The sequence below is a fragment of the Streptomyces sp. NPDC015532 genome (genome assembly GCF_043078065.1).
Classification (GTDB): Bacteria; Actinomycetota; Actinomycetes; order Streptomycetales; family Streptomycetaceae; genus Streptomyces.
The window spans coordinates 153,069-173,277 of the sequence record NZ_JBIBSY010000015.1 but is presented as its reverse complement, the minus strand read 5'-3'; the positions used below and the strand labels follow the sequence as shown (position 1 = coordinate 173,277).

Below are 20,209 nucleotides of genomic sequence, written 5' to 3'. Positions count from 1 at the left end.
GACACCGACAGGACGCTGACGGCTTCTGACGCTACAAGCCGCCTGACGCCACGCGTCAGGCGGAGCTCGCGGCGAGGAGGCGCTCCAGCAGGTGGGAGGCGGTGATGACGCCCACGAGTCGTACGCCCGCCTTGTTCTTCTCCACCACGGCCACAAGCGGGCTGCGGGCCTGCGCCATCAGCGCGGCGACCTCCAGCGCGGTGTCGTCCGGGGCGGCGACGGCCGGCGGCGGTGTGGTCTTCGACAGGCAGTCGCGCACCTTGCGGCCCTTCAGCGCGGCGCACAGCCGGTCGGCGTGACGTTCGTCGATCACCGCCGCAAGGGTGGGGTCCTCGATCACGTATCCCGGTACCAGGATTTTGATCATCTGCGAGGCGGGGAGAATCGCCTTCGGCGCGCCGTCTTCGTCCACCACCAGCAGTGCGGGGAGGCGGTGTTCAGCCATCAGCCGCGCGGCGTCCATGGCGTCGTGGTCGAGGCTGACCGTCTCGTACTTCTCTGCCAAGTCACGTGCACGCACACCCGGCTCCCGTCTCACTCCCCGACGCACCCACGACCCTCAGGCCTCTGCGGCGTTCGGCCCAAAGCTGCTGGTCGTACCAGCACGATACAACCACCCGAAGACAGGTGTGCCGGCCGGCAGAGAGCAGTGCCCTGCCCTCACTCGCGCCCGTGCGGCAGCCGACGCTGGTACGCCATCGTCCGCCGGTCCCGGCGGACGAGAACGACCGTGTTGAGCGCGACGATCACGAGGGCCGCGACGAGAGGAGCGAGGAAATACGTCATCGCGACTCCTGCCGTCCGGCCGTGTGGCGGGCGCTCGGGTTGGCGAGCCGGTGTCGGGGGTCGGCGACGCGGGTGATGGCCGACTCGACGGCGGCGACCCGGTCGGCGAGCAGGCCAAGGGCGGCGACCGCGCGCACGAGGGGGTCGCCGTCGGGGCCGCCGAAGTCCCGCGTGCGGACGTACGCGGCCTTCACCTCGGCCCAGCGGTCGGCCCGTGCGGTGGTGAGCGTGCCCCGCAGCTCGGCCAGCTTGAGGAGGTTGGCCTCGGCTCCGGTGGTGAGGGTCTGGGCCTCGGCTGCGTAGTGGTCGTCGATGACGGCGGCCAGCTCGGTGTCGTTCATGACGGGCTGGATGCGCTGGGCGATCTTGTTCATGTTGCGGTAGGAGCCCTGGAGCTGGAAGGGCGGTTCGGTGCGGGCGGCGTCGGACCGGGCGGCCGAGGCGATGTAGGCGGCGTTGACCGCGAGGACCGTCTCACGCGCGGCGACCAGATGACGCAGAACGGCCAGGATCCTCTCCAGTTCCGCGGGCGCGTAAGAATGGGTGAGCCGGTCGGCGCGTGCGGTCGCATCGCCGGTGGCGAGCCGGACCAGCAGATCGAGGTCGGCGCGGTCACGGCCGGCCAGCGGAGCCAGGACAGGGCTCGCCGTCAGCGCGTTCTCGACGAAGCTGAGAGCGAAGACGTCCTCCTTGCCCGTCAGGACCTCGCCGAGGTTCCACACGTCGGCGCGGTTGGCGAGCATGTCGGGTACCCGGAAGCGGCTGCCCGATTCGGTATAGGGGTTGCCCGCCATGCAGACCGCGAACCGCTTGCCCCGCAGGTCGTAGGTGCGCGGTTCACCGTCCCGCACCCCCTCCATGCGGCGGGTGGTGTCACACAGCGGGATGAACTTCTGCAGCAGCTCGGGCGAGGTGTGCTGGATGTCGTCGAGGTACAAAAGGGTGTTGCTGCCCGCTGCCAGAGCGAAGTTGATCTTCTCGACCTCCTGTCGGGCGGCGGCGTTCGGAGCTTGGGCCGGGTCGAGCGAGGTGACGGCGTGGCCGAGCGCCGGGCCGCTGACCTTCACCAGCAGGAGGCCCAGGCGGTCGGCGACGTACTCCATGAGCGTCGTCTTGCCGTAGCCCGGCGGGGAGACGAGCAGCAGGAGTCCGCCGGTGTCGGTGTGCTTCGTCTCGTCCGCCGTGCCGAGCTGCTTGGCAAAGTTGTCGCCGATGAGCGGCAGGTACACCTCGTCGATGAGGCGGCCCCGGACGAACGACGCCATGGGGCGGGGCCGGTGGTCGTCCAGGCGCAGACGGGTGCGTTCGGCGCTGACCAGGGCGGTACGCCGGCGCTGGTACGCGCGGAAGGCAGGGGTGTCCAGGTCGCGGAATCTGTCCGTCCGGGCGAGGAACTCGTCGATCCGCAGGGGCAGGCGGCGGCCGGTGATGCGCGGATGCGTGCCGAGCAGACCCTCGGCCGTGGCCGTCAGCGGGGCGTCCGCGTCGTAGCGGGTCAGTTCCGGGCACAGCTCGGCGGCCACCGCCTCGGCCAGGTCCCCGGGGTCGCCGTCCGCGCCGGTGGAGGAGACGTACGAGGACAGCCAGGCCTCGGCGAGCTGGCGGCGTTCGGCGAGGTCGTCGAGTGCCATCAGGTCCTCGTCGTAGGCCGAGGTGTCCACGGTGTGGCGGAACTTGTCGAGCAGGGTACGGGCGGCCGAGCTGAGCGCGAAACCGTCGGGTCCGCCGGTCAGTTCCTCGAACAGGTACGAAGCGGCGGCGGACGCGGTCCTCTCGTCCGGCGGGGACCAGGCGCTGATCGCGTCCGCCAGTTCGCCCTCCAGCTCGGCGATCGCGGGGGACAGGCCGAAGGTGTCCCGTGCCCGGGCGAGTGACACCGCGCGCCGTGTCCAGGTGACGCGCGCCTCGGCCGTGGTGCCGTGTGCCCAGAACAGCTGGGCGGCGGCGCGGCCGGTGGATTCGTGACGCAGCGGGCCCGCCTGCTCGTACAGCGGAAGCAGCGTGGTGAGGATCACGGTGGCGTCGTGGTCGTGCACGCCGCGCTCGTAGCCCTCGTCGTACGCCTCTTCCGCGGCCTTGCGCACCAGGGCGGGAAGCTGGGCGTCCGCGAGGGTCGCGTGCCCGTGCTCCTTCAGCAGGCGGGCGGCGAGGTGTTCGGCGCGGTAGACCTCCGGCGATTCCGACGGCAGGTGCCGGTTCCAGAAGGGGCGCGTCGCGGCGAAGTCGGGGTCGGTGACGGGCGAGCGGTAGTCGGTGCCGGTGAGGGTGAAGGCGAGGCCGTCGCCCTGCGGCACCAAAGTGAGGTCGAGGGGTTGGGTGTTGACGGCGAAGCGGCGGCTGCCCAGGCGGATGGTGCGGCCGCCGTCGGCGTAGAGGTCGACGCGGTCGCGCAGTGCGCGGGCCGCCTCCTGCCGTGCGGCCTTCAGCCGGCCGTCCAGGTCCTCCGCCCGCACGCCGTCGCCGAGATCACGCAGCTCGTCCGCGGTGCGGCGGACCTTGGCGACCATGGGATCGGAGGCGAAGAATGCGGAGACCGCGTCGGGGTCCGTGAGGGTCGCCGAGCGGCGGGCGATCGTCTCCAGAAGCCGGGCGGCGGACGTGGCCAGCTGTTCGGCCCGGCGGGCCCGGGCGTCGGCGAGCGTCTGCTTGCGGGAGGAGAAGACCTCATGGACCTCGGCGCGCTTGTCGGCCACTTCGCCGAGGAAGCCGTCGAATTCGGCGAAGCGGGACTCCAGGTCCTCCAACCGCACCAGGATGCCGGCGAGTTGTTCGTCGCACACCTCGGGCGTGCCGGCGACGGCGAGCGCGGCGGTGACCGCCTGGCCGAGCAGGGCGAATTCCGCGGCGAACTCGGCTCGCCCCTCACGGTCGAGGAGGGTGCGGCGGTGGGCGTCGAGGGTGGCACGAGCCCGGTTGAGGCCGCCCAGTACCTCGGCGACGCGCTCCAGCACGGACGTGCGGACCATGGCGTCGGCCATGTCGATCCCGGCGACGACCTCGGTCACCGTGCGCAGCCCCTCGGCCAGCTCGTCGAGGCGGGCCGTGACGGGCGCGGCCTCGGCGACGGTGGCGATCGACTCGGCGTCCGCGATGAGCTGTTCGACGCTCGCGTGGTGCCCGGCGAAGGCGTCCTCGCGGGCCAGGAAGGCGACGGCGCGCTGCCCGAACGTCGCGAGGTCCGCCGCCACGTCCGCGGCCAGCTCGTCGACGCGGGCGGTGTCGCAGTGGCGCAGCTCCTTGAGGGTCAGCAAGTACCCTTGGGCGTGGCGCAGTTCGGTCAGCCCCGTCACCCAGACAGCCGCGTCGCGTGGGGCTTCACCGCGCAGCCGGCGCACCACCGTCGCGATGCGGTCCGCGGCTTCGTCGAGAGCGTCGGACGCCTGCCGGGTCAGCGCCAGGACGGTCTCGAATTCGGCCAGCACTTGTTCGGCGGTACCGCGCACGGCCGACAGGGGGGTGAGCAGGTCACCCAGCTCTTCGTCACCGAGCCAGTGGTGGCTGTCCGCCGCACGGACACAGGCGGCCGACAGCTCCTCGTACACCTCGGTCGTGGGCGTGGTCTCGGCGACGGCGCGGGTGACGGACAGACAGTCGGAGATGCCACGGACGAGATCGGCGTTGCCGACGCGGGCCAGTGGTCCCGTGCCGGTGGGGGCGGTGGCGGCGTAGGTGTCGGACGCGTACGGGGAGCGCCACAGCTGAACGGGGTGGACGCGGGCCGGCTCGCCGCCGTCGGCGCGCAGCACCACCAGGGTGCCGTCGTCGAAGAGCGCCGAGCCGTGGCACGACAGGGGGGCGGCGACCTCCTTGCGGATCAGGTTGAAGGACAGCAGCAGCCTGCGGCCCTCCACGCGCGCGTGGAACGCGTACAGCACGTCCTCGCCGTTGGGCGAGCGCACCTCGCGCTCGAACTCCAGGCCTGTCGTGTCCAGGTCGTACGTCTTGTGCCCGCCGCCGGCCAGGCAGTAGCCCCCGGGGAACACGATGCCCTGGTCATCGGGCAGCCGGCGGCACGCCCGGCCGATGCCGTCGAGGCGGACCACGGACCTGGTGAGGGTGTTGAACACCAGGTAGCGGTGGGTGTCCTCCTTGTAGGGGCGGATCCGCAGCAGGATCAGGGCGCCCACCCGTGCGTGGGCGATGTCCGCGTCGGCGAGCGACTGCAGCGGCTCGTCGACCGGCTCGTCGAAGATCGCCTCCTCGGCCTCGGTGTCGTCGTCCACCTTGACGGTGAGTGCGCCGCCGACGGTCGAGACGAAGATCTCGTCCTGGACGCGGACGTGCGGGTGCCGGCCGAGCGCGTGGTCCTCGCGGGTGGTGCCGGTCCAGGCGAAGTCGTGGGAGGGCGCCAGGGCATGGTCGCGGTCCCCGCGCGCGTCCAGGAAGGACACCCGCCCGTCCGGGGTCGTCGCCCAGCGCAGGACGCGGATGTCCCCGGCCTTCTCTCCCGTCTGGAAGACGGCCAGCAGTCTGCCGTCCGTGCGGCGGAGCTGGAGGAGCCGGGCGTGCCGGTAGTAGCGGTGCAGGGCCGCGAACTCCCGTACGAACCCGGGATCGTCCAGGAGACCCGGTACGGCGTCCTCGGGAAGCCGGTTCAGGTTCCGGTCATGCAGCGCGAAGACGTCGCCCACCGCTGTCTCCGCCCGGACGTCGAGCTGCGGAACGCAGCCGAAGAGCAAGGAGTCCCCGAGGGCGACGACGTCCCGGGGCACGGACGGGCGCTCGCCGCGCAGCCGCTCGGTGCCGGTGAGTTCCAGCCGCACCGAACCGAACTCTTCCGCACGGCGGGCGTTGAGCGCCTCGGCGCGGTGGGCGAGTTCGGCGGCCTGGGCGGCGAGCCGGTCGCGGAGCACCTCGTACGTGCCGGTGTCGACGGCGTCGTACGTCCCGGTCCGGGGCTTCCCGGTCTGGTGGGTTCCCGTCTGGAGGCCGGTTGCCATGGTGTGTGGGTCCCTTCAAAAGGTGTGCGGGCCGGAGCTGCCCTCCCCTGTGGGGCAGCGTCCGGCCCGCCGGTCGTCAGGCCCTCGCGCTGCCGTTGAGCGCGGCGAGCGGGGTGTCCGCGAGGCCCAGCTCCCCCGCCTTGTCGAGGAGCTGCTGCACGGGCCCGGCGGCAGCACCGTCGGACTTCATGAGCTTCATCAAGAGGGCGGAGACAGTCAGGTTCTGCACGTCGGCGGTCGAGACCGAGCCGAGTACGCGGCTCAGGTCGTCGGTGAAGGACGAGGTCCCGTCCAGCCACGGGCCGGCCAGCGCCTGCGCCGTCTGTGAGTTCTCCACGAAGGCGTCGACTCCCTTGCCCAGCGCGATGGAGGACATCAGCCGGTCGAAGAAGACCGACTCGCCGCCGACGATGTCGATGTCGGCGTTCTCCAGCCCGGTGGCGAGCACCGTGGCCTGGGCCTCGGCGACCTGTCGCTGGACGTCCAGACCGGCGAGCCGGATCTCCTTCTCAGCCTGCAGGCGCAGCCGGTACTCCTCGTGGCCGCGGGACGCGTCGTCGAGGGCGGCCATCGCAGCGGCCTTCTCGGTCAGGCCTGCCGCCTCGGCCTTGAGCTTCTCGCCGATCGCCATGGCTTCCGCGAGGGCCTTGGCCTGCGCGCCCTCGGCCTCGGCGCGCAGCCGGGCCTCGGTGGCCACGGCTTCGGCACGGCCCGCCTTCTCGATGACCTCGGCTTCCTTGTCGCGGACCTGGACGGCCGCGAGTCCTTCGGCCGCCGCCTCGGCCTGCACGCCCTCGGCCAGTCGCAGCTTGGCCTTGGACTCCAGGTCGGCGGACTTCAACTGGGCTTCCGCGAGCGTGAGCTGCTCGGCTGCGCGGTGCGTCGCGGCCTGCTCGGCGGCCTCCGCTGCCTTGATGTCCTTGACCAGCTTCTCCTGCGCCTGGGCCTCGGCGGCGATGATCACCGTCTGGCGGTCGCGCTCCGCCGCCTCCACGGCGCGCAGCTTCTTGATGGACTCCTCCTGCTCGGCGACCGTCCGGTCCACGGCGACGCGCTCACGGATGACCTCGGCGATCTCCCGCTTCTCCGCCTCGACCTCCTTCTCCGCGGCGATCCGCGTCAGCTGCGTCTCCCTCTCGCGCCCGATGACTTCCAGGAGGCGGTCCTTCTCGATGCGCTCGTTCTCGATGGCGATCACGCGCTCGCGGTTCTTCGCCGCGACGGCGACCTCGCGCGCCTGGTTCTCCCGCTGGACGCCCAACTGCTCCTCGGTGCGCAGGAACGCGCCCTGGGCGCGCAGCCGCTCCTCCTCCACCACCCGGGCCGTCTCGGCCTCCTCGCGGGCTCGTACGGTGTCGATCTCCCGCTTCTGTTTGATCTCCGCGTCGGCCTGCCGGCGCTCCAGTTCCAGGATCGCCTCCCGAGCGTCGACGTCCTGCCGGGTGATCTCCTTCTGCTCGTTGCGCTGGGCCTCGTTGGTGCGGACGTGCTCGACGGCCGTCAGTTCGGTGATCTTGCGGATGCCCTGGGCGTCGAGGACGTTCGCCGGGTCGAGCTGGGTCAGCGGCGTCTGCTCCAGGTAGTCGATCGCCGCGTCCTCCAGGTGGTAGCCGTTGAGGTCGACACCGATCAACTCGATGATCTGGTACCGCAGTTCCTCACGCTTGGTGTACAGGTCGGTGAAGTCCATCTGCTTGCCGACGGTCTTCAGCGCCTCGGAGAACTTCGCGTGGAACAGCTCCTGCAGGGTGTCCCGGTCACTGGCCCGCGCGGTGCCGACGGCCTGAGCGACCTTGATGACGTCCTCGACCGTCTTGTTGACCCGGACGAAGAACGAGATGCGGATGTCCGCGCGGATGTTGTCCCGGCAGATCAGTCCCTCACGGCCGGTGCGCGTGATCTCGATCGTCTTCACCGAGATGTCCATGACCTCGGCCTTGTGCAGCACCGGGAGCACGATCTGCCCGGTGAAGGTCACGTCGACCCTCCGGGTCTGGGAGACGATCAGCGCCTTGCCCTGCTCCACCTTGCGGAAGAGCCGGGAAAGGGCCAGCAACAGCACGAGGGCGACGAGCAGCAGGGCGGCAGCGAGCACGCCGATGGCAACCATGGCATAAGTCCTTCAGGCGTAAGGGAGTTGAAACGAGATGGGGAGGCGGGACAGATCCCGCCGGAGGTGGGGCTCGGACGGCACGGTCCTGTGCCGCGAGCAGCTCACCGGTTCGTTCGCCGTCGGTGCTTGCGACGGTCCGCGATCGGACCGGGTTCCTCTGGGAAATGTCGGTGCAAGGACCGTACGAACAGGCAGGTCAGCCGCCAGGCGACGAACAGCGAACCTGCCGGTGCCAGCAGATGCAGAACACCGGTGACGGTCCCTGATGGCGCGAGGACGGAGAACAGGGCGGTCACGGCGACGTTGAGGAGCCAGGCGACCACCGTCAGCAGCGACAGCGCGACCGTCACCGGCACCCCGCCCATGCTCCAGGCGGTGAGGTCGGCGTCCGCGTCGAAGCTGTCCACCCTCACGGCGCCGACGGCTACCAACAGCCAGAAGCACACGGCCACGACAAGGGCGGCGGTGAGCAGGATGCCGGGCAAGCCGGTTGCGGCCTCGACGAACGTCCGCATCTCCCGGCCCCCTTCCCGCGCACGGCACACCCCGACGGCGCACTGCTCCCCTCCAGGTTCCGGGCCGGACACCATCTGCCGGTGTCCGGCACCAGAACCTTCGCAGTGCTCCCCGCAGGTCATGGTGCACGGCCCGGGCATGTACGCGCATTGCCGATTCCCGGCAGCATTCACTAGGGTCTGCATGCCGGTGAGCCGCTAAAAAACCGTCACCGGCGCGTCAAGATTCGAGGGACGACATGACCGACCGCGAGAACCCCGTGCACTATCTGCACGGCTACGCCGAGATCCTGGCCGTAGTCTCGGCCACCGGCCGGCGCCTCACCCGCGAGGAGATCGAGTCCCGGCGCGCCCTGGGTGAGCAGGCAGCGGAGGCCGGACATGGGCTGCGCACCCTCGTCAACGAACACCTGACCGCCGCGCGCTCCGCCTGGCCCCACTCACCCGGTTCCACCGACACCGCACTCGGCGCCATGCAGCAGGCGATAGACGCCTTCGCCGAGGGCTACGAACGCGCCCAGCACCACGCCGTACGCCAGGAGGAGGCCGCGCGCCGCGAGTTCATCGACGATCTCCTCTACGGCCGCAGCGACCTGGGCCGCCTCGCCGAACGCGCCGAACGATTCGGGTTGCGCCTCTCGCACGCGCACGCGGTCGCTGTCGCCCAGGGCCCGGCCGCCTATGACGAGGGCGACCCGGTGCCGCGGCAGGTCGAACGTGCGCTCATCGGCCGCTTCGGCGACCGCGACGTCCTGATCACCACCAAGGACGGGCGACTGTTGTGCATCGCGCCCGGCCATCAGGACGACGTCCTCACCTACTTCGCCAAACAGGCTTACGCCGCCACCGAAGGAGGACGCGTCGCCATCGGCCGCCCCCAGCCGGGCCCCGGTGGCGTCGTCCACTCCTACGAGGAGGCGCTCAACGCCCTGGAGCTGGGCGAGCGCCTGGGTCTCGACGAACCGGTCCTCCGCGCTGCGGACCTGCTCGTCTACCCGGTCCTGACCCGCGACCGCCAGGCCATGGCCGACCTCGTCCTCGACGCCCTCGGACCGCTCAGAGCAAGCCGCGGCGGCGCCCAGCCCCTCCTGGACACCCTCACCGCGTACTTCGACTGCGGCTGCGTCGCCGCCGAGGCCGCCCGCCGCCTGACCCTGAGCGTGCGCGCCCTGACCTACCGCCTGGAACGCATCCACAAACTCACCGGCGCCAACCCCGCCGACCCGGCGCACCGCTACATGCTCCAGACGGCGGTCATCGGGGCGCGGTTGCTGGACTGGCCTGCCCAGGACCTCTGACACCTGCCGCCTCTTGCTGACGGGCGATGCCTTGGGCGGCTCGGGCATTTCCTCGCCGCCCCTTCCGGGCTGCCTGCTGCCTTCCTCGCGGCGGGTGCCCCGGAGCATCGGCCATCACGTCAGCGCTGTGCTCGGAGGCCATTGCACACCGGCCGCCCGCAGGATCTGGCTGTACTTCGCATACCGGCGCCGGGCAAGGGAGAAGCCAAGTGCCCAAAGAGCCGCAAAGGCAAGCCAGATGGCAGCGCAGACCAGCAGGGCATTGAACGTGAAGCCTGTCTGGGAGAGCGGGATGAGCATGACGAACGGAATGATGACGAGAGCGATCAGGCCTCGCCGCCGGTGGGTACGGCTGTAGTCGACCATGATGCGTGCACGCAGGAGGTCGACGTCCCGTTGCGCCTCGGACAGCGGCCGCAGTCTGCTCCCGCCGGGCCGCATGCCGGGCAACTGACCACCCTGTGCAGCGGTCGGATACCGCTCTGCGGTGCTGCCGGCCTGTTCAACAGCGTGGGGCATACGGCGGAATGCGAAGTACGGGTTCGGACTCCCTTTGGGAGAGAGCGGGGACAGTCCCTCGTACCGGTATCCGTACTGCTCGGCCACGTAGGCAAAAGCCGCGAACTTCCGCCAGGAGCGCTGCAGATTGCGGGCGTCATGCCGTTCAACACCCCGTGAGCCGTCCCGCAGCAGGGCGTCGAGCTGGGACTGCAGGAACATCTCCGCCTCCGGGGCCGGGTTGTTGGGCATTTGTCAGGATGCCGTAGCGGTGTGGTCACGACGATGGCAGAACCGTCCGCATCACGGATAGCTTCCTATCACCTGAATCATCCAGCTCCCTGCGGCGGGAGCCGGGCGGCAGACGTTGGGGGAGCAGCAGTGGGTTCTTCGGAGTATCCCTGTCTCGGGTTCGATCCCGCACCGGGCGACCTGGAGACGGTACGGCTGATGGTCTCCGCGATCGGACGGGTCAACCGGGACAGCGGTACCGCGCATACGCAATTGAGCAAGATCGGCTCGTCCGACGGGATCTGGGTGGGAAAGTCCGCCGACGCGTTCAGCACGTCCGTCGAGAAGATCCCGCCGTACCTGAAGAAGGCCCTGGATTCGGTGGGTTCCGCCCACCGCGCACTGTCGAACTGGGAGACCAGCCTGGACGGCTTCCAGTCGCGGGCCCGCAAACTGGAGGAGGAGGCTGCCGCCGCTGCCAAGAAGGTGAGCAGTGCGAAGGGCGCTCTGCACGGTCTGCCGGACGACACGTCCGCGTTGTCCGAGAGGGAGAAGGACGAGCACGAGAAGGACAAGAAGAGCAAGCAGAAAGCTTGCGATGAGGCCAACAGTGAACTGGAAGCCGTACGTGGCCGGGCCCACAGCCTGCACACCGAATACACCACCGTCGCCGACGCGACCGCCCGTACGATCAAGGATGCAGCGGACGACGCCCCGCCCGAGCCGGGCTGGTTCGACGATCTGGTCGACGGCTTCACGGACTTCCTGTCCGATGCCTGGGATGTTCTGACTGACCCGAACTTCTGGAAGCTGGTCGGAGACGTCCTGGCCGACGTTGCCATGGTCATCGGCGTGATCTGCCTTGTCGCCCTGGCGCTCGGCACCGGGGTCGGCGCACTCGGACTGATCGGCTTCATCGTCGGTGTGGGTGCCCTGGCCGCGCACAGTGCCGCCATGATCGGTGGCGCTGAAGGGATGACCTGGCAGACCCTGGCCTGGGATGCTCTGGGAGTGGTTGCGGGTGGCGTCGGTCTGGCGGGTGCCCGGCTGGCGCGGCTCGGCCGGGTCATGGTGCAGTCCGGCCGGGCGCTCCGCGCGTCCGAGGGATTCATGGCGACCCTCGGCAAGATCGGGCCAGGGGCTTGGGGCAACATCGCGAAAATCCCGAGCGGCATGGGCAACTCGCTGCGCGGGTTCAGCATGGCCGGCCAAGGCTGGGTCCACGTCGCGACAGGCACGACGCTCGACATCGTCGGGACGGTCACCGGGGCGGGCTTCGCCATCGGCTCCAACACGAACGAGGGCCGCTGGCTGGACGGCGACTGGAACATATCCGACGTCCCCGTCGTCGGACCGATCGCCGGCTTCGCGAGCTATGAAGCACCCGAGAGCGAGCCCAGGATCATGGCTCCTGGCCCGCTGGGGCCGCAGTTCGACGCCTCCACCTCTCTGACGTCCGCGGGCCAGAGTTTCACCAATGCTCTGCAGCCCTCCAGCTTCGGAACCGCCGCGTGACCCAGAACCCGGTTGAGTCCGCCGCCGCGCGAGCGGTCCCGTACGCGTTCCAGTACACCGTCCCCGACGAGTTCATCCGGCTGCCGGACCCCACAGCCGGCGAAGGCTGGCGAGAGGCGCTGGCCCAGCTCATGCCGGACGCCGACGAGGCACAACTCGCCTCGGTCACCGAGCAGATGCGCGCCACCATCCCGGGCCTGTCGATGGGCGGCGAAGAGACAGTCGTGCTGACCGCGATGTGCCTGGGCACCGAGGATGTGGGCGGCGACGAGCGGCTGTCGATGGGGCTCCTCGCGGTGACCACGAAGCCCAGCGGGCACCGCGACCGGCTGCTGGCCGCCGAGGGCATCTACCGGGCGAAGGAGCAGAAGTTCTTCACGGGCGAGAGCGAGCTCCAGGAGCTGGACTTCGACCTGGGCAAGGGCCTGCAAGGCCGTCAGGACATGCTGCTCGCAGCGAAACTGCCGTGCGGGCCGGGCGTCATGTCCGCGTCCTTGAGATCGCTGACACTGCCTGCCCGCTTCGCAGCAGAGTCCGGTCTCGCGGATGTCGCCGGGACGGGGGACCTGGTGCGTCCGACGCTCCCCATGGCCTCGCTCCAGCTGATCATCCCAGCCCCCCGCGCCTACTGCGTGTACGTCACGATCTCCACGCCGTCGGTGTTCCTGCTCGACTCCTACTGCGGGCGTCTCGCCCAGATCGGCCGGACGTTCTCCTTCGACGTGCCGCAGGAGAGCCCGTCCTGAACTTGCCGGGGTACTACCTTTTGCCCTCGCCTGCCTTCTTCTTCAGTTCGTCGTGGAGCTTCTGGTCCAGCTTGGTGAACTCCTCGGCCGCCTTGTTGGCAAACTTCGATACGCCCTTGGTGAGCTTGGAGAGCTGCCCGAAGCCGTAGTCCCAGGAATCGGCGAAGTCGTCGCACGCAGACTCCAGGCCACTGTGGCCGATCTGCGAGGAGTCGGCGTGCTTCATCTCCTTCGAGGCCGACTTCATCTGGCCACCGCTGGTCTCCAGCGTGCCCGCCATCTCTTTGACTGCATCGCCCGCGAACTTCAAGAAGGACAAGTCCAACTCCCCTGCCACTCAAGCTGCCACCGGTCAAGGAGTCTGACGCTATGCGGAGACCCACGGTTCGCTCTACTGGCTTCGCTCTTCTCAGGGGGTTTCTCGCTCGTGAAGTGGACACGCCGGGTTGCGGTCGCCGCTCGGATCGAGCCCCTAGAAGTCTCCTGACGGTTCATTGCTGGCGCCGCACACCGCCGTGGGAGTCGTCGGTCGCTCGGTTCGCATCGTCCGCCGGTGGAACCGGTCGCCGAGCTGTGAGCCGCCTATGAGGCCGATCGCAAGCATCAGAAGGCCGACCTGAATCACGGTGGCCAAGAACAAGGTGTCATCGCCGTTCAGGCTGGTCCAGTGCAGCAGCGGAGCGATCATCCCTCCCGTCCACATGACCAGCATGGCCACTCCGCGGACGCGGATGCCCCACGGACTCGTGCGGTTCCGGACCCGCTTGGGCGCCCACCCCCGCAACGACGCGATGCTCAACGGCAGCACAAATGCCGACCAGACGGCTATCCAGAGCCACACGAACACGGCTCCCACTTCCTCACGTAAAGTCCCCGAGCGGCTGATCGGGCTTCAGGCTGCTGCCTGCGGCAAGGTTAGGTCCAGATGCTCCTCGCGTGAGCCCGGGCAGCGTAATGCTGCCCGGGCCCAGACATCCTTCGTCACCGTCAGCCGGCGATCTCGATCTTGCCGTTTGCCTCGGCGAGCGTCGTGTTCGGCATTCGGCACCGCCTCGCCCGCAGAGGCATCGAGTCATCCCGATACCTGGGCCGGCACCGCCGGGTCGTGGAGCGGACCGTGTCCTGGCTGTCCGGCTGCCGACGCCTCCACCGCCGCTACGAACGCAAGCCGGAGTACTTCCTGGCCTTCACCGCCATCGCCGCGACGCTCATATGCCACCGCCGACTCGCCAACTGAAATGACGTCTTATCCGAACGAGCCGGACCGACGCAATCGCCGCCCTCCTCGCGTCCCTGTTCGAAAGGGCGTGCTGAAGGGCACGTTCGGTGAGGCGGCCCGCGAGGTGTGCTCGGGAGGAGGCGTCGGCGTGTGCGTCGGTGGGGACGGGCCCGAGTCGGCGGCGTGTTCGGCGGCTCTCGCAGCGCTTACCGGAGGGTGAGGGCGCGGTAGACGGCGGTGGCGCGGACCGGGTGGTCCGCCATGTTCGCCAGGGCGACACGAGGCAGGTGGCCAGACGGCCACGCTCACGAGCGCCGGGTCCTGCCGGCGGCTTGGTCGCCCCCCCTCGGCGCCACCCTGGCCGCTGAGGGCGGCGCCCACCCGTCGATCACCACAGCGTCGTTGGGTATCGAGCAGCCCGGATGCGTGTCGTACGAGCCCGCGTTCGGCATCGACACGGAGTGGTGCCTGCTGGCAACGGTGGCCAACCTCGGTAAGCCGGACGGGGGTTCGGCCGATCTGCCGCCGTCCACGTGGCCGGCGGATCAGAGCCTGGCCGCCGTGCCGAAAGCCCCGGCCACGCGCGAGCGCCGGCGCGGTAGACGGTGGTGGGCGTCTACCTGCTGCGGCGGGCGGAGGGGGCGCCCGCCGCCACGATCGTGGTGATGGGCGCGATGGTCCCGAGGGCCTGGCCACCGCCGTACGTCTCGCTGAATTCGGCCAGCCAGCCGACGTGGACTGCGCAGTGCAACGTGGGCTCGGTCAACTAAAGCGGTTAGAGGGTCGGTCCCTCCGAAGGACGTGCCCGAGATTGGGCGTCCTGGGTCCTTGGCTGCGGGCCGGATAGCCATCGCAGCATGACGGATAAGGCATGTCGTTTCGCCCAGATTGGGGCGAATCAAACATTCGTGGCCCCGGATGCAGCCACCCCCTCATGTACATGTGCGGCCACTGGGCCTGCATGGTTCTCGACTCACCGCTACGGTGAGTCATGCGCCCACTGATAGCACGATGCCACCGAGGAGCATATGAACGAGCCCGTTGCGCCCGGTGCTGCCGCTCGGTCCGAAGGTGAGATGACATCTGCACCTGAGGCTGCTTCCTATGATGCGGTCACCGGGGTCGCCACTGCCTCGGCTGGTGAAACTGAGCGAGGATCGAGCACCTATGCGACCGGCGGTGGCGGCGTTTCGTTCGCGCACCGCGTCGCGGCTGTCTATCTCGCTGGCATGTTGACTGGCGAGCGACGGGCGGAGGCCTCTGAGCTGACGGTCCGGAAGGTGTCGTTCCAAACCGGTCCGGCGCACCCAGTGGATGATCTTCTGATCGAATGCGGCGATGAGGCAGCCGAGGTCATCCTTGCCGTGGCATGTCGAGCAACGCCGAACTTCGTCCAGAGCCATAGCGACACGGTGAAGCTCGTCGGGTCGCTGCTCGCCGAGGTCGAAAAGTTCGACAGTGACACTCACCGGGTCGCCGTCGCGACCGCCGGTCGGTCCGATCAGTGGGACCAGCTCGCAACGCTCTGCGGCATTGCGCGTGCTCATGCCGACCCGGAGTCGTTCCAAGCATCCATGGACGTCGATGGCCGCTGGTCGAAGCCGGTGCGTAAGCGCCAGGAGCATTTTCTGGAGATGGTCGAGAAGGCCGTCGAAGACGACACAACGTCGGAAGAGGTCCTGCGGCTGGCGTGGCGGCTGCTTGGCCGGCTGCAGGTCCTCGGGTTCGCGGTTCAGAGCCCAGACGAAGGTGACCGCGTGGCGGTCGCGACATCGCTGGACGGCGTGGCCTCGGCTGCCGCCGACGGGGTGGCGGTCCGGGACCGGCTCGAGGTCGAGGCAACCCGCTATGACGCGACCGGCGCCGTCGTGGATCTCAAGGCGCTCCGCCGTGACATTCACGTGGTGTTGGACTCGGCCGCGACTCGAAGCCGGCACGCGTGGTCGGTGCTTGCTGAGCAACGCAAGCTGGCCGTTGCCGGTGTGCGGGCCACTATCGGTGATGAGTCGTCCGGCGGACCGGTCGAGATCTCCTTCGCCGACCGCCGCGAACAACTCGCTGCAGCCCTGCGCGAGGCCGGTACCCGTGCTTCGGCTTTGTTGGTATCCGGCGAGTCGGGCATCGGTAAGAGCGCGTTGACGCTGTCGGCCATTGCCGAGTTGGAAGCCGCTAACCCCGCCGGGTTCCAAGGGGTGGTGGTGAACTTTCGCAGCCTGCCACAGTCGAACTTGGAGCTGCGTGCTGCACTCGGGATGTCGATGGAGGACGTGCTCGCGGAGTTGTCGGCACCTGGCCGGGTCTTGGTCATCGACGCGGCTGATGCTGCCCTGGAGCGGTCTGCCGGCTTGTTGAGTGACCTGGTGCTGGCAGCGGCTGCAGCAGGCGTTGGGCTCGTGGCGGTGACATCTGACGTGGCATCGGATTTTGTGCGGGAGCAGGTGGAGCTGGGGTTCGCTAAGCTCATTTCCTCTTTCCTGATGAGGCCGTTGGGCGACGAGGACATCTCGGTCGTCTCAGACCACTTTCCGCTTCTGCGTGCGGTCCTGCGTGACCTGCCGACGAACTCGCTGCTGCGCAGGCCCGTTGTGCTGGACCTGCTGGCTCGGACCGGGTCGGAGCCAGACAGCTCACTGGGTGAGTGGGAGTGCCTTGAGCTGGTGTGGAGCAGGGTTGTTCGGGGCGATGGGCGCCCCGGTGTCGGTTCGGCGGAGGCACGCGAACGGACATTGCTCGCAGTGGCCGCGACGACGATGAAGCTGCCCGAGGACCGTCGACCTGACGCAGGCGTTGATGCTGCAGCGGTCGACATGCTGCGCCGGGATCATCTGCTCGCGCCAGCGAGCCCGTATCGGGGCCAGCCGGAATTTGCACACGACGAAGTCCGGCGGTACGCGACCGCCATCCTTCTCGTCCGTGGCCAGAGCCCGACCGAGTTGCTGCAGGCAGCTGGGGCGCCCCGGTGGGCGCTGTCGGCCGCCACTCTTGCGTGCAAGGGGCTACTGAAAGCACCCGATGCGCGGCCCGTTCGGAAATTTGTCGAACTGCACTCGCAATTGCAGGTGTTCGCGGCAGCACATGGGCCCCGGTGGACTGACGTCCCGGTGGAGGCGGTGCTGGAGACACCGTTCGCGTATCAGTGTCTGAAGGCAGCGTGCACGGATCAGGCGGTCGGCCTGGTGCTCGGCGACGTGGTTCGAGTTGTTCAGCAGCGGCACAAGGCCAACGGGCTGGTCGACCGTCTGATCACGAACCCCGTTGTGCAGATTCTCCTCGATGACGAAAAGCCGTGGGACGTCTCGAAGGAGTCGTTCGAACTGCTCGCGGACTGGCTGCAAGCCATGTCCATAGCGGATGTTCCGGCCGGCAACGAACTGCGAATCCGGCTGCGGGACCGCCTCCTCGCCTACTGGAACTCGCTCCCTCTACGCGAAACCAGCAGGGATGAACTGCCCGGGTCGAAGTCACAGCATCGCCGACGCCGACGCAGGCTGGATTACCACCTGACCAAGGAAGAGTTCGTCGAAACGTTGGCGCTGCTCGGACCGGACATCGACGATGCCGCCGAAGCGTGCCTTCGTGCCATCGCCGACGACGCGCCAGCGTTCCTGGCTCCGGCAGCGGACTCGCCTTTGAGCGCCCGGGCTTTGGCGCAAAAGGATCCAGAGCTATTGGCGACGTTGATGGCGGCCTACTACATCGATGACGAGCCAAGCTGGCACCGAGATGAGGGCGTCCGAGGACATCAGGGCCGGTGGACCGGTTTCGGAGCACCGTTCTTCAACTACTACTTCGGTGGGTTCTGGCAGTTGTTCCATACAGCGCCATTGCTGACCTCAGTGCGGGTGTTGAACAACATCCTGAACAGCGGTGCGCGGGCGCGCGTAGCAACGCTGTCGCGGCCCAATTCGCCAGACGCGTCGGCTGGGCCCGTCGGCGTCCGGGAGGAAGACGCTGATGGCGAGTCAGAGAACGGAGAAGGCGACGACCGCGGTGCGGTCCTGAACCTTGACGGCACTGCCCGCTTGTACGTCGGCGACAGCCACGTGTGGAGTTGGTACCGGGGCACCTCGGTCGGCCCGTACTCGGCGATGAGCGCGCTCCAGGCGATGGAACGCCTCGCCGACACCTGGTTGAGTCGGGGTACGCCACCGAGGAAGGTTGTCGAAGTTCTCCAGGAGGGCTGCGAGAACCTGGCTATCCCGGGGATGCTGTTCGGTCTGCTCGTACGCCACATTGAGAGCGTCGACTCGGAGCTCGACCCGTTCCTCGCCGAACCAGACGTATGGGAGTTGGAGTTCGGCCGCAGGACAAGCGAGTACTCAGGGTTGCGTGCAACAACCGAAGGGCTCGCGAACCTCGAACGTCGCCAGTGGACACCGCGTGAGGTAGCCGCGTGGCTGATGACGCACGGCGGGGAGGAGCGTGTCGAGGCTTTGAAGAAGGTCGCCGTCAAGCTTGTCGAGAACGGCGACCGGCTCGGTATTAGCCAGGAGCTTACGAAGAACTGGGCTGCCAGCCTGGACTGGGATCGGTACCGATTCAAGCAACACGGCGATGCGTTCTACATCGAGGTCGAACCGCCGCCTGAGCTGCGCGCCGCACAAGATGCGCACGCGGCGTACCAGACAGTCGTGCAGACCAGCCTGCGGCTGCAGAATCGGTACTGGGGCTCGGCCAAGCATGACGCCGAATACGTGCCGCCCTCATCGGAAGAGATCGCTGCGGACCTGTCGGCAGGCCGCGCCTTGCTCGAGTCCGACGGAGACCTGATGCCGAGCCGGCCGATGGACGTCGTTGCCCACGTCGTCCGGGCAGCGGTCGAACGAGCCGCCGCTGGCGATACGGATGCGCTGGGCAATGAAGCGCAGTTCGTAACTGAGCTCGTCATCGGTATCGCAGCGTCTTTCCAGGACGCCGAGGATCAACGTCATGAGGACCAGTACTTCGACCTTGGTGCCGACCGAGCAGTGGCTCAAACCGTGCCCGCGTTCCTCACACCCGCACTGGCAGCGGCGCTGGAAGCGGCCGACGGTTCGACCGAAGATGTTGCCGAGGCCGGTCTTGCGATGGCAGGCAAGGCGTCCTTGGAGACACGGCTGCACCTGGCGCGTGGATGCGATGTCGTCTGGGCGGCTCCATGCAACTTCGACCCTTGCATCCACCGGACTGCGTTGACCTGGTTGCTGGAGACCGCCCGTGGCGCAGAAATCGGTCCGTGGGACCAGGACGGCCAGCGACGGCCAAACGTTCAGATCGCGGGCGACGTTGCCGAACGCCTCCAGGAACTATCGGCGGACTGCCTCGACATCGCGGTTCTCGACGCAGCCATTCGCGGACTCGGTGCAGCCGCGTCGACGGATCACTGTTGCACCGACGAGGCAACCGTGCTCCTCGTCGCGTTCCTCGACGTCGAGCGACGTGCCATGGTCGCGCAGGAGAAGGAGGGCTGGACCGCGGACGATCGCGGGACACACACCCTCGTCGCAGCACGGGCCCTGCTCGAAGGCTTTGCGAAGAACGGTGACGCCGGACCGGTGCTTGAGCACCTCGATGCCCTTCGCGCAGATGCGGGACTGATGTCGAATTTCCTCCACGGTCTTGCCGCAGCAGGTGCAGAGAACGAACGGTTGGCCGAAGCTGCACGAGGTGTCTGGCCGTCCTTGCTGTGCCACGCCGTTGGCTACTTGAGTGACGACCCGAGCCCCTACCGCGACCGTCACTGGGGCGACTGGGCTGCTGCTGCTCTGCTACCGGACCCTCTTCCGTGGACGCAAGGCCTGTACAACGAGGTTGTCGGTGGCCCCATCGACTGGGTTCGCGCTGAAGACTTCGTTGAGTCGATCGACGATTGGCTGCCGGTCGCTCGTGGGGAGGCCCAGTCCGTTGATGCGCTCATCGGCATCCTGCGGAAGCTCCCGGAGGAAGTGCAGGCCACCCGCGGCGTGCGCTGGATCTCCGACCTATGCATTCAAAATGGACGTGTCACGGTCAAACGCTCGTCGCTGTCTAACAGTTGGCTCAAGGAAATCCGCAGAACGGCGGAGGAAATCGGCAAGTTGGACGAGTGGCAGATGCTCGTCGATTCCTTGGTCGTTGCCGGAAACGAGGGACTGGCGCCGTACAGCAGGTGACGCCTCAGGGACCCTGTCCGACTCCTTGTGCAACACCCTTTGGGCCACGCGGTGGGCCCTCGGCACCTGCGCCTCGTCCGCGCATGTTCTTGGAGTGGCTGGCCCAAGGTGGTCCCGGCAGAAGCCGATGACTTCCGTCCCGGCCCCCGGGACGTCTACGAAGAGTAGGTCACCTGCAACTGGGTCAGCCGTGAGGGTGCGGCTTGACGAGGCCGCT

13 protein-coding genes and 1 pseudogene are annotated in these 20,209 nt (G+C 68.5%); 5 read left to right on the top strand and 9 right to left on the bottom strand.

Annotated elements, in window-relative coordinates; all coding sequences use genetic code 11:
- Positions 1-55 precede the first annotated feature (55 nt).
- The 5 genes from ACF07B_RS34225 to ACF07B_RS34205 form a co-directional block, all read right to left on the bottom strand.
- On the bottom strand, positions 56-520 hold the full coding sequence (locus ACF07B_RS34225) for a CBS domain-containing protein (RefSeq protein ID WP_365736593.1): 465 nt from the start codon (positions 518-520) through the stop codon (positions 56-58).
- 140 nt (positions 521-660) lie between these two features.
- The gene (locus tag ACF07B_RS34220) at positions 661-786 is read right to left on the bottom strand and encodes a hypothetical protein (protein ID WP_392181790.1); all 126 of its coding nucleotides are present in this window, start codon (positions 784-786) and stop codon (positions 661-663) included.
- A complete protein-coding gene (locus tag ACF07B_RS34215) occupies positions 783-5,726 on the bottom strand; it encodes a DNA repair ATPase (RefSeq protein WP_392181789.1) in 4,944 nt (1,647 codons plus the stop codon). The genes ACF07B_RS34220 and ACF07B_RS34215 overlap by 4 nt, the downstream gene beginning before the upstream one ends.
- 76 nt (positions 5,727-5,802) lie before the next feature.
- The gene (locus ACF07B_RS34210; protein ID WP_392181788.1) at positions 5,803-7,836 is read right to left on the bottom strand and encodes a flotillin family protein; all 2,034 of its coding nucleotides are present in this window, start codon (positions 7,834-7,836) and stop codon (positions 5,803-5,805) included.
- Positions 7,837-7,940: 104 nt separating this feature from the next.
- Entirely contained in the window at positions 7,941-8,354 is a 414-nt protein-coding gene (locus tag ACF07B_RS34205) for a hypothetical protein (RefSeq protein WP_392181787.1), read from the bottom strand.
- Positions 8,355-8,593: 239 nt separating this feature from the next.
- On the opposite strand from ACF07B_RS34205, the gene ACF07B_RS34200 reads away from it, so the two are divergent.
- Positions 8,594-9,652 (top strand): PucR family transcriptional regulator, encoded by a 1,059-nt coding sequence (locus tag ACF07B_RS34200; RefSeq protein WP_392181786.1) that lies wholly within the window; start codon positions 8,594-8,596, stop codon positions 9,650-9,652.
- Between the two features lie 114 nt (positions 9,653-9,766).
- Here the strand turns inward: ACF07B_RS34200 and ACF07B_RS34195 are convergent, their stop codons facing one another.
- Positions 9,767-10,402, bottom strand: a complete 636-nt coding sequence (locus tag ACF07B_RS34195; protein WP_392181785.1) for a hypothetical protein — start codon at positions 10,400-10,402, stop codon at positions 9,767-9,769.
- Positions 10,403-10,423: 21 nt separating this feature from the next.
- On the opposite strand from ACF07B_RS34195, the gene ACF07B_RS34190 reads away from it, so the two are divergent.
- Positions 10,424-11,896, top strand: a complete 1,473-nt coding sequence (locus tag ACF07B_RS34190) for a phage holin family protein (RefSeq protein ID WP_392181784.1) — start codon at positions 10,424-10,426, stop codon at positions 11,894-11,896.
- The gene (locus ACF07B_RS34185; protein ID WP_392181783.1) at positions 11,893-12,642 is read left to right on the top strand and encodes a hypothetical protein; all 750 of its coding nucleotides are present in this window, start codon (positions 11,893-11,895) and stop codon (positions 12,640-12,642) included. The genes ACF07B_RS34190 and ACF07B_RS34185 overlap by 4 nt, the downstream gene beginning before the upstream one ends.
- A 13-nt stretch (positions 12,643-12,655) precedes the next feature.
- Here ACF07B_RS34185 and ACF07B_RS34180 read toward each other — a convergent pair whose 3' ends face one another.
- Positions 12,656-12,961 carry a hypothetical protein gene (locus tag ACF07B_RS34180; RefSeq protein WP_392181782.1) on the bottom strand — a complete coding sequence of 102 codons (306 nt, stop codon included), beginning with the start codon at positions 12,959-12,961 and terminating at the stop codon, positions 12,656-12,658.
- Between the two features lie 153 nt (positions 12,962-13,114).
- The gene (locus ACF07B_RS34175; RefSeq protein ID WP_392181781.1) at positions 13,115-13,489 is read right to left on the bottom strand and encodes a hypothetical protein; all 375 of its coding nucleotides are present in this window, start codon (positions 13,487-13,489) and stop codon (positions 13,115-13,117) included.
- A gap of 201 nt (positions 13,490-13,690) precedes the next feature.
- Between ACF07B_RS34175 and ACF07B_RS34170 the strand changes: the two are divergent.
- A pseudogene (locus ACF07B_RS34170) lies at positions 13,691-13,879 on the top strand (IS5/IS1182 family transposase); the annotation flags it as partial.
- A gap of 598 nt (positions 13,880-14,477) precedes the next feature.
- Here ACF07B_RS34170 and ACF07B_RS34165 read toward each other — a convergent pair.
- Positions 14,478-14,627, bottom strand: coding sequence for a hypothetical protein (locus tag ACF07B_RS34165; RefSeq protein WP_392181780.1), 150 nt, complete (start codon positions 14,625-14,627; stop codon positions 14,478-14,480).
- A 262-nt stretch (positions 14,628-14,889) separates the two neighbouring features.
- Here ACF07B_RS34165 and ACF07B_RS34160 point away from each other — a divergent pair, with 262 nt between their 5' ends.
- Positions 14,890-19,992 (top strand): hypothetical protein, encoded by a 5,103-nt coding sequence (locus ACF07B_RS34160; RefSeq protein WP_392181779.1) that lies wholly within the window; start codon positions 14,890-14,892, stop codon positions 19,990-19,992.
- The last annotated feature ends 217 nt before the right edge of the window (positions 19,993-20,209 follow it).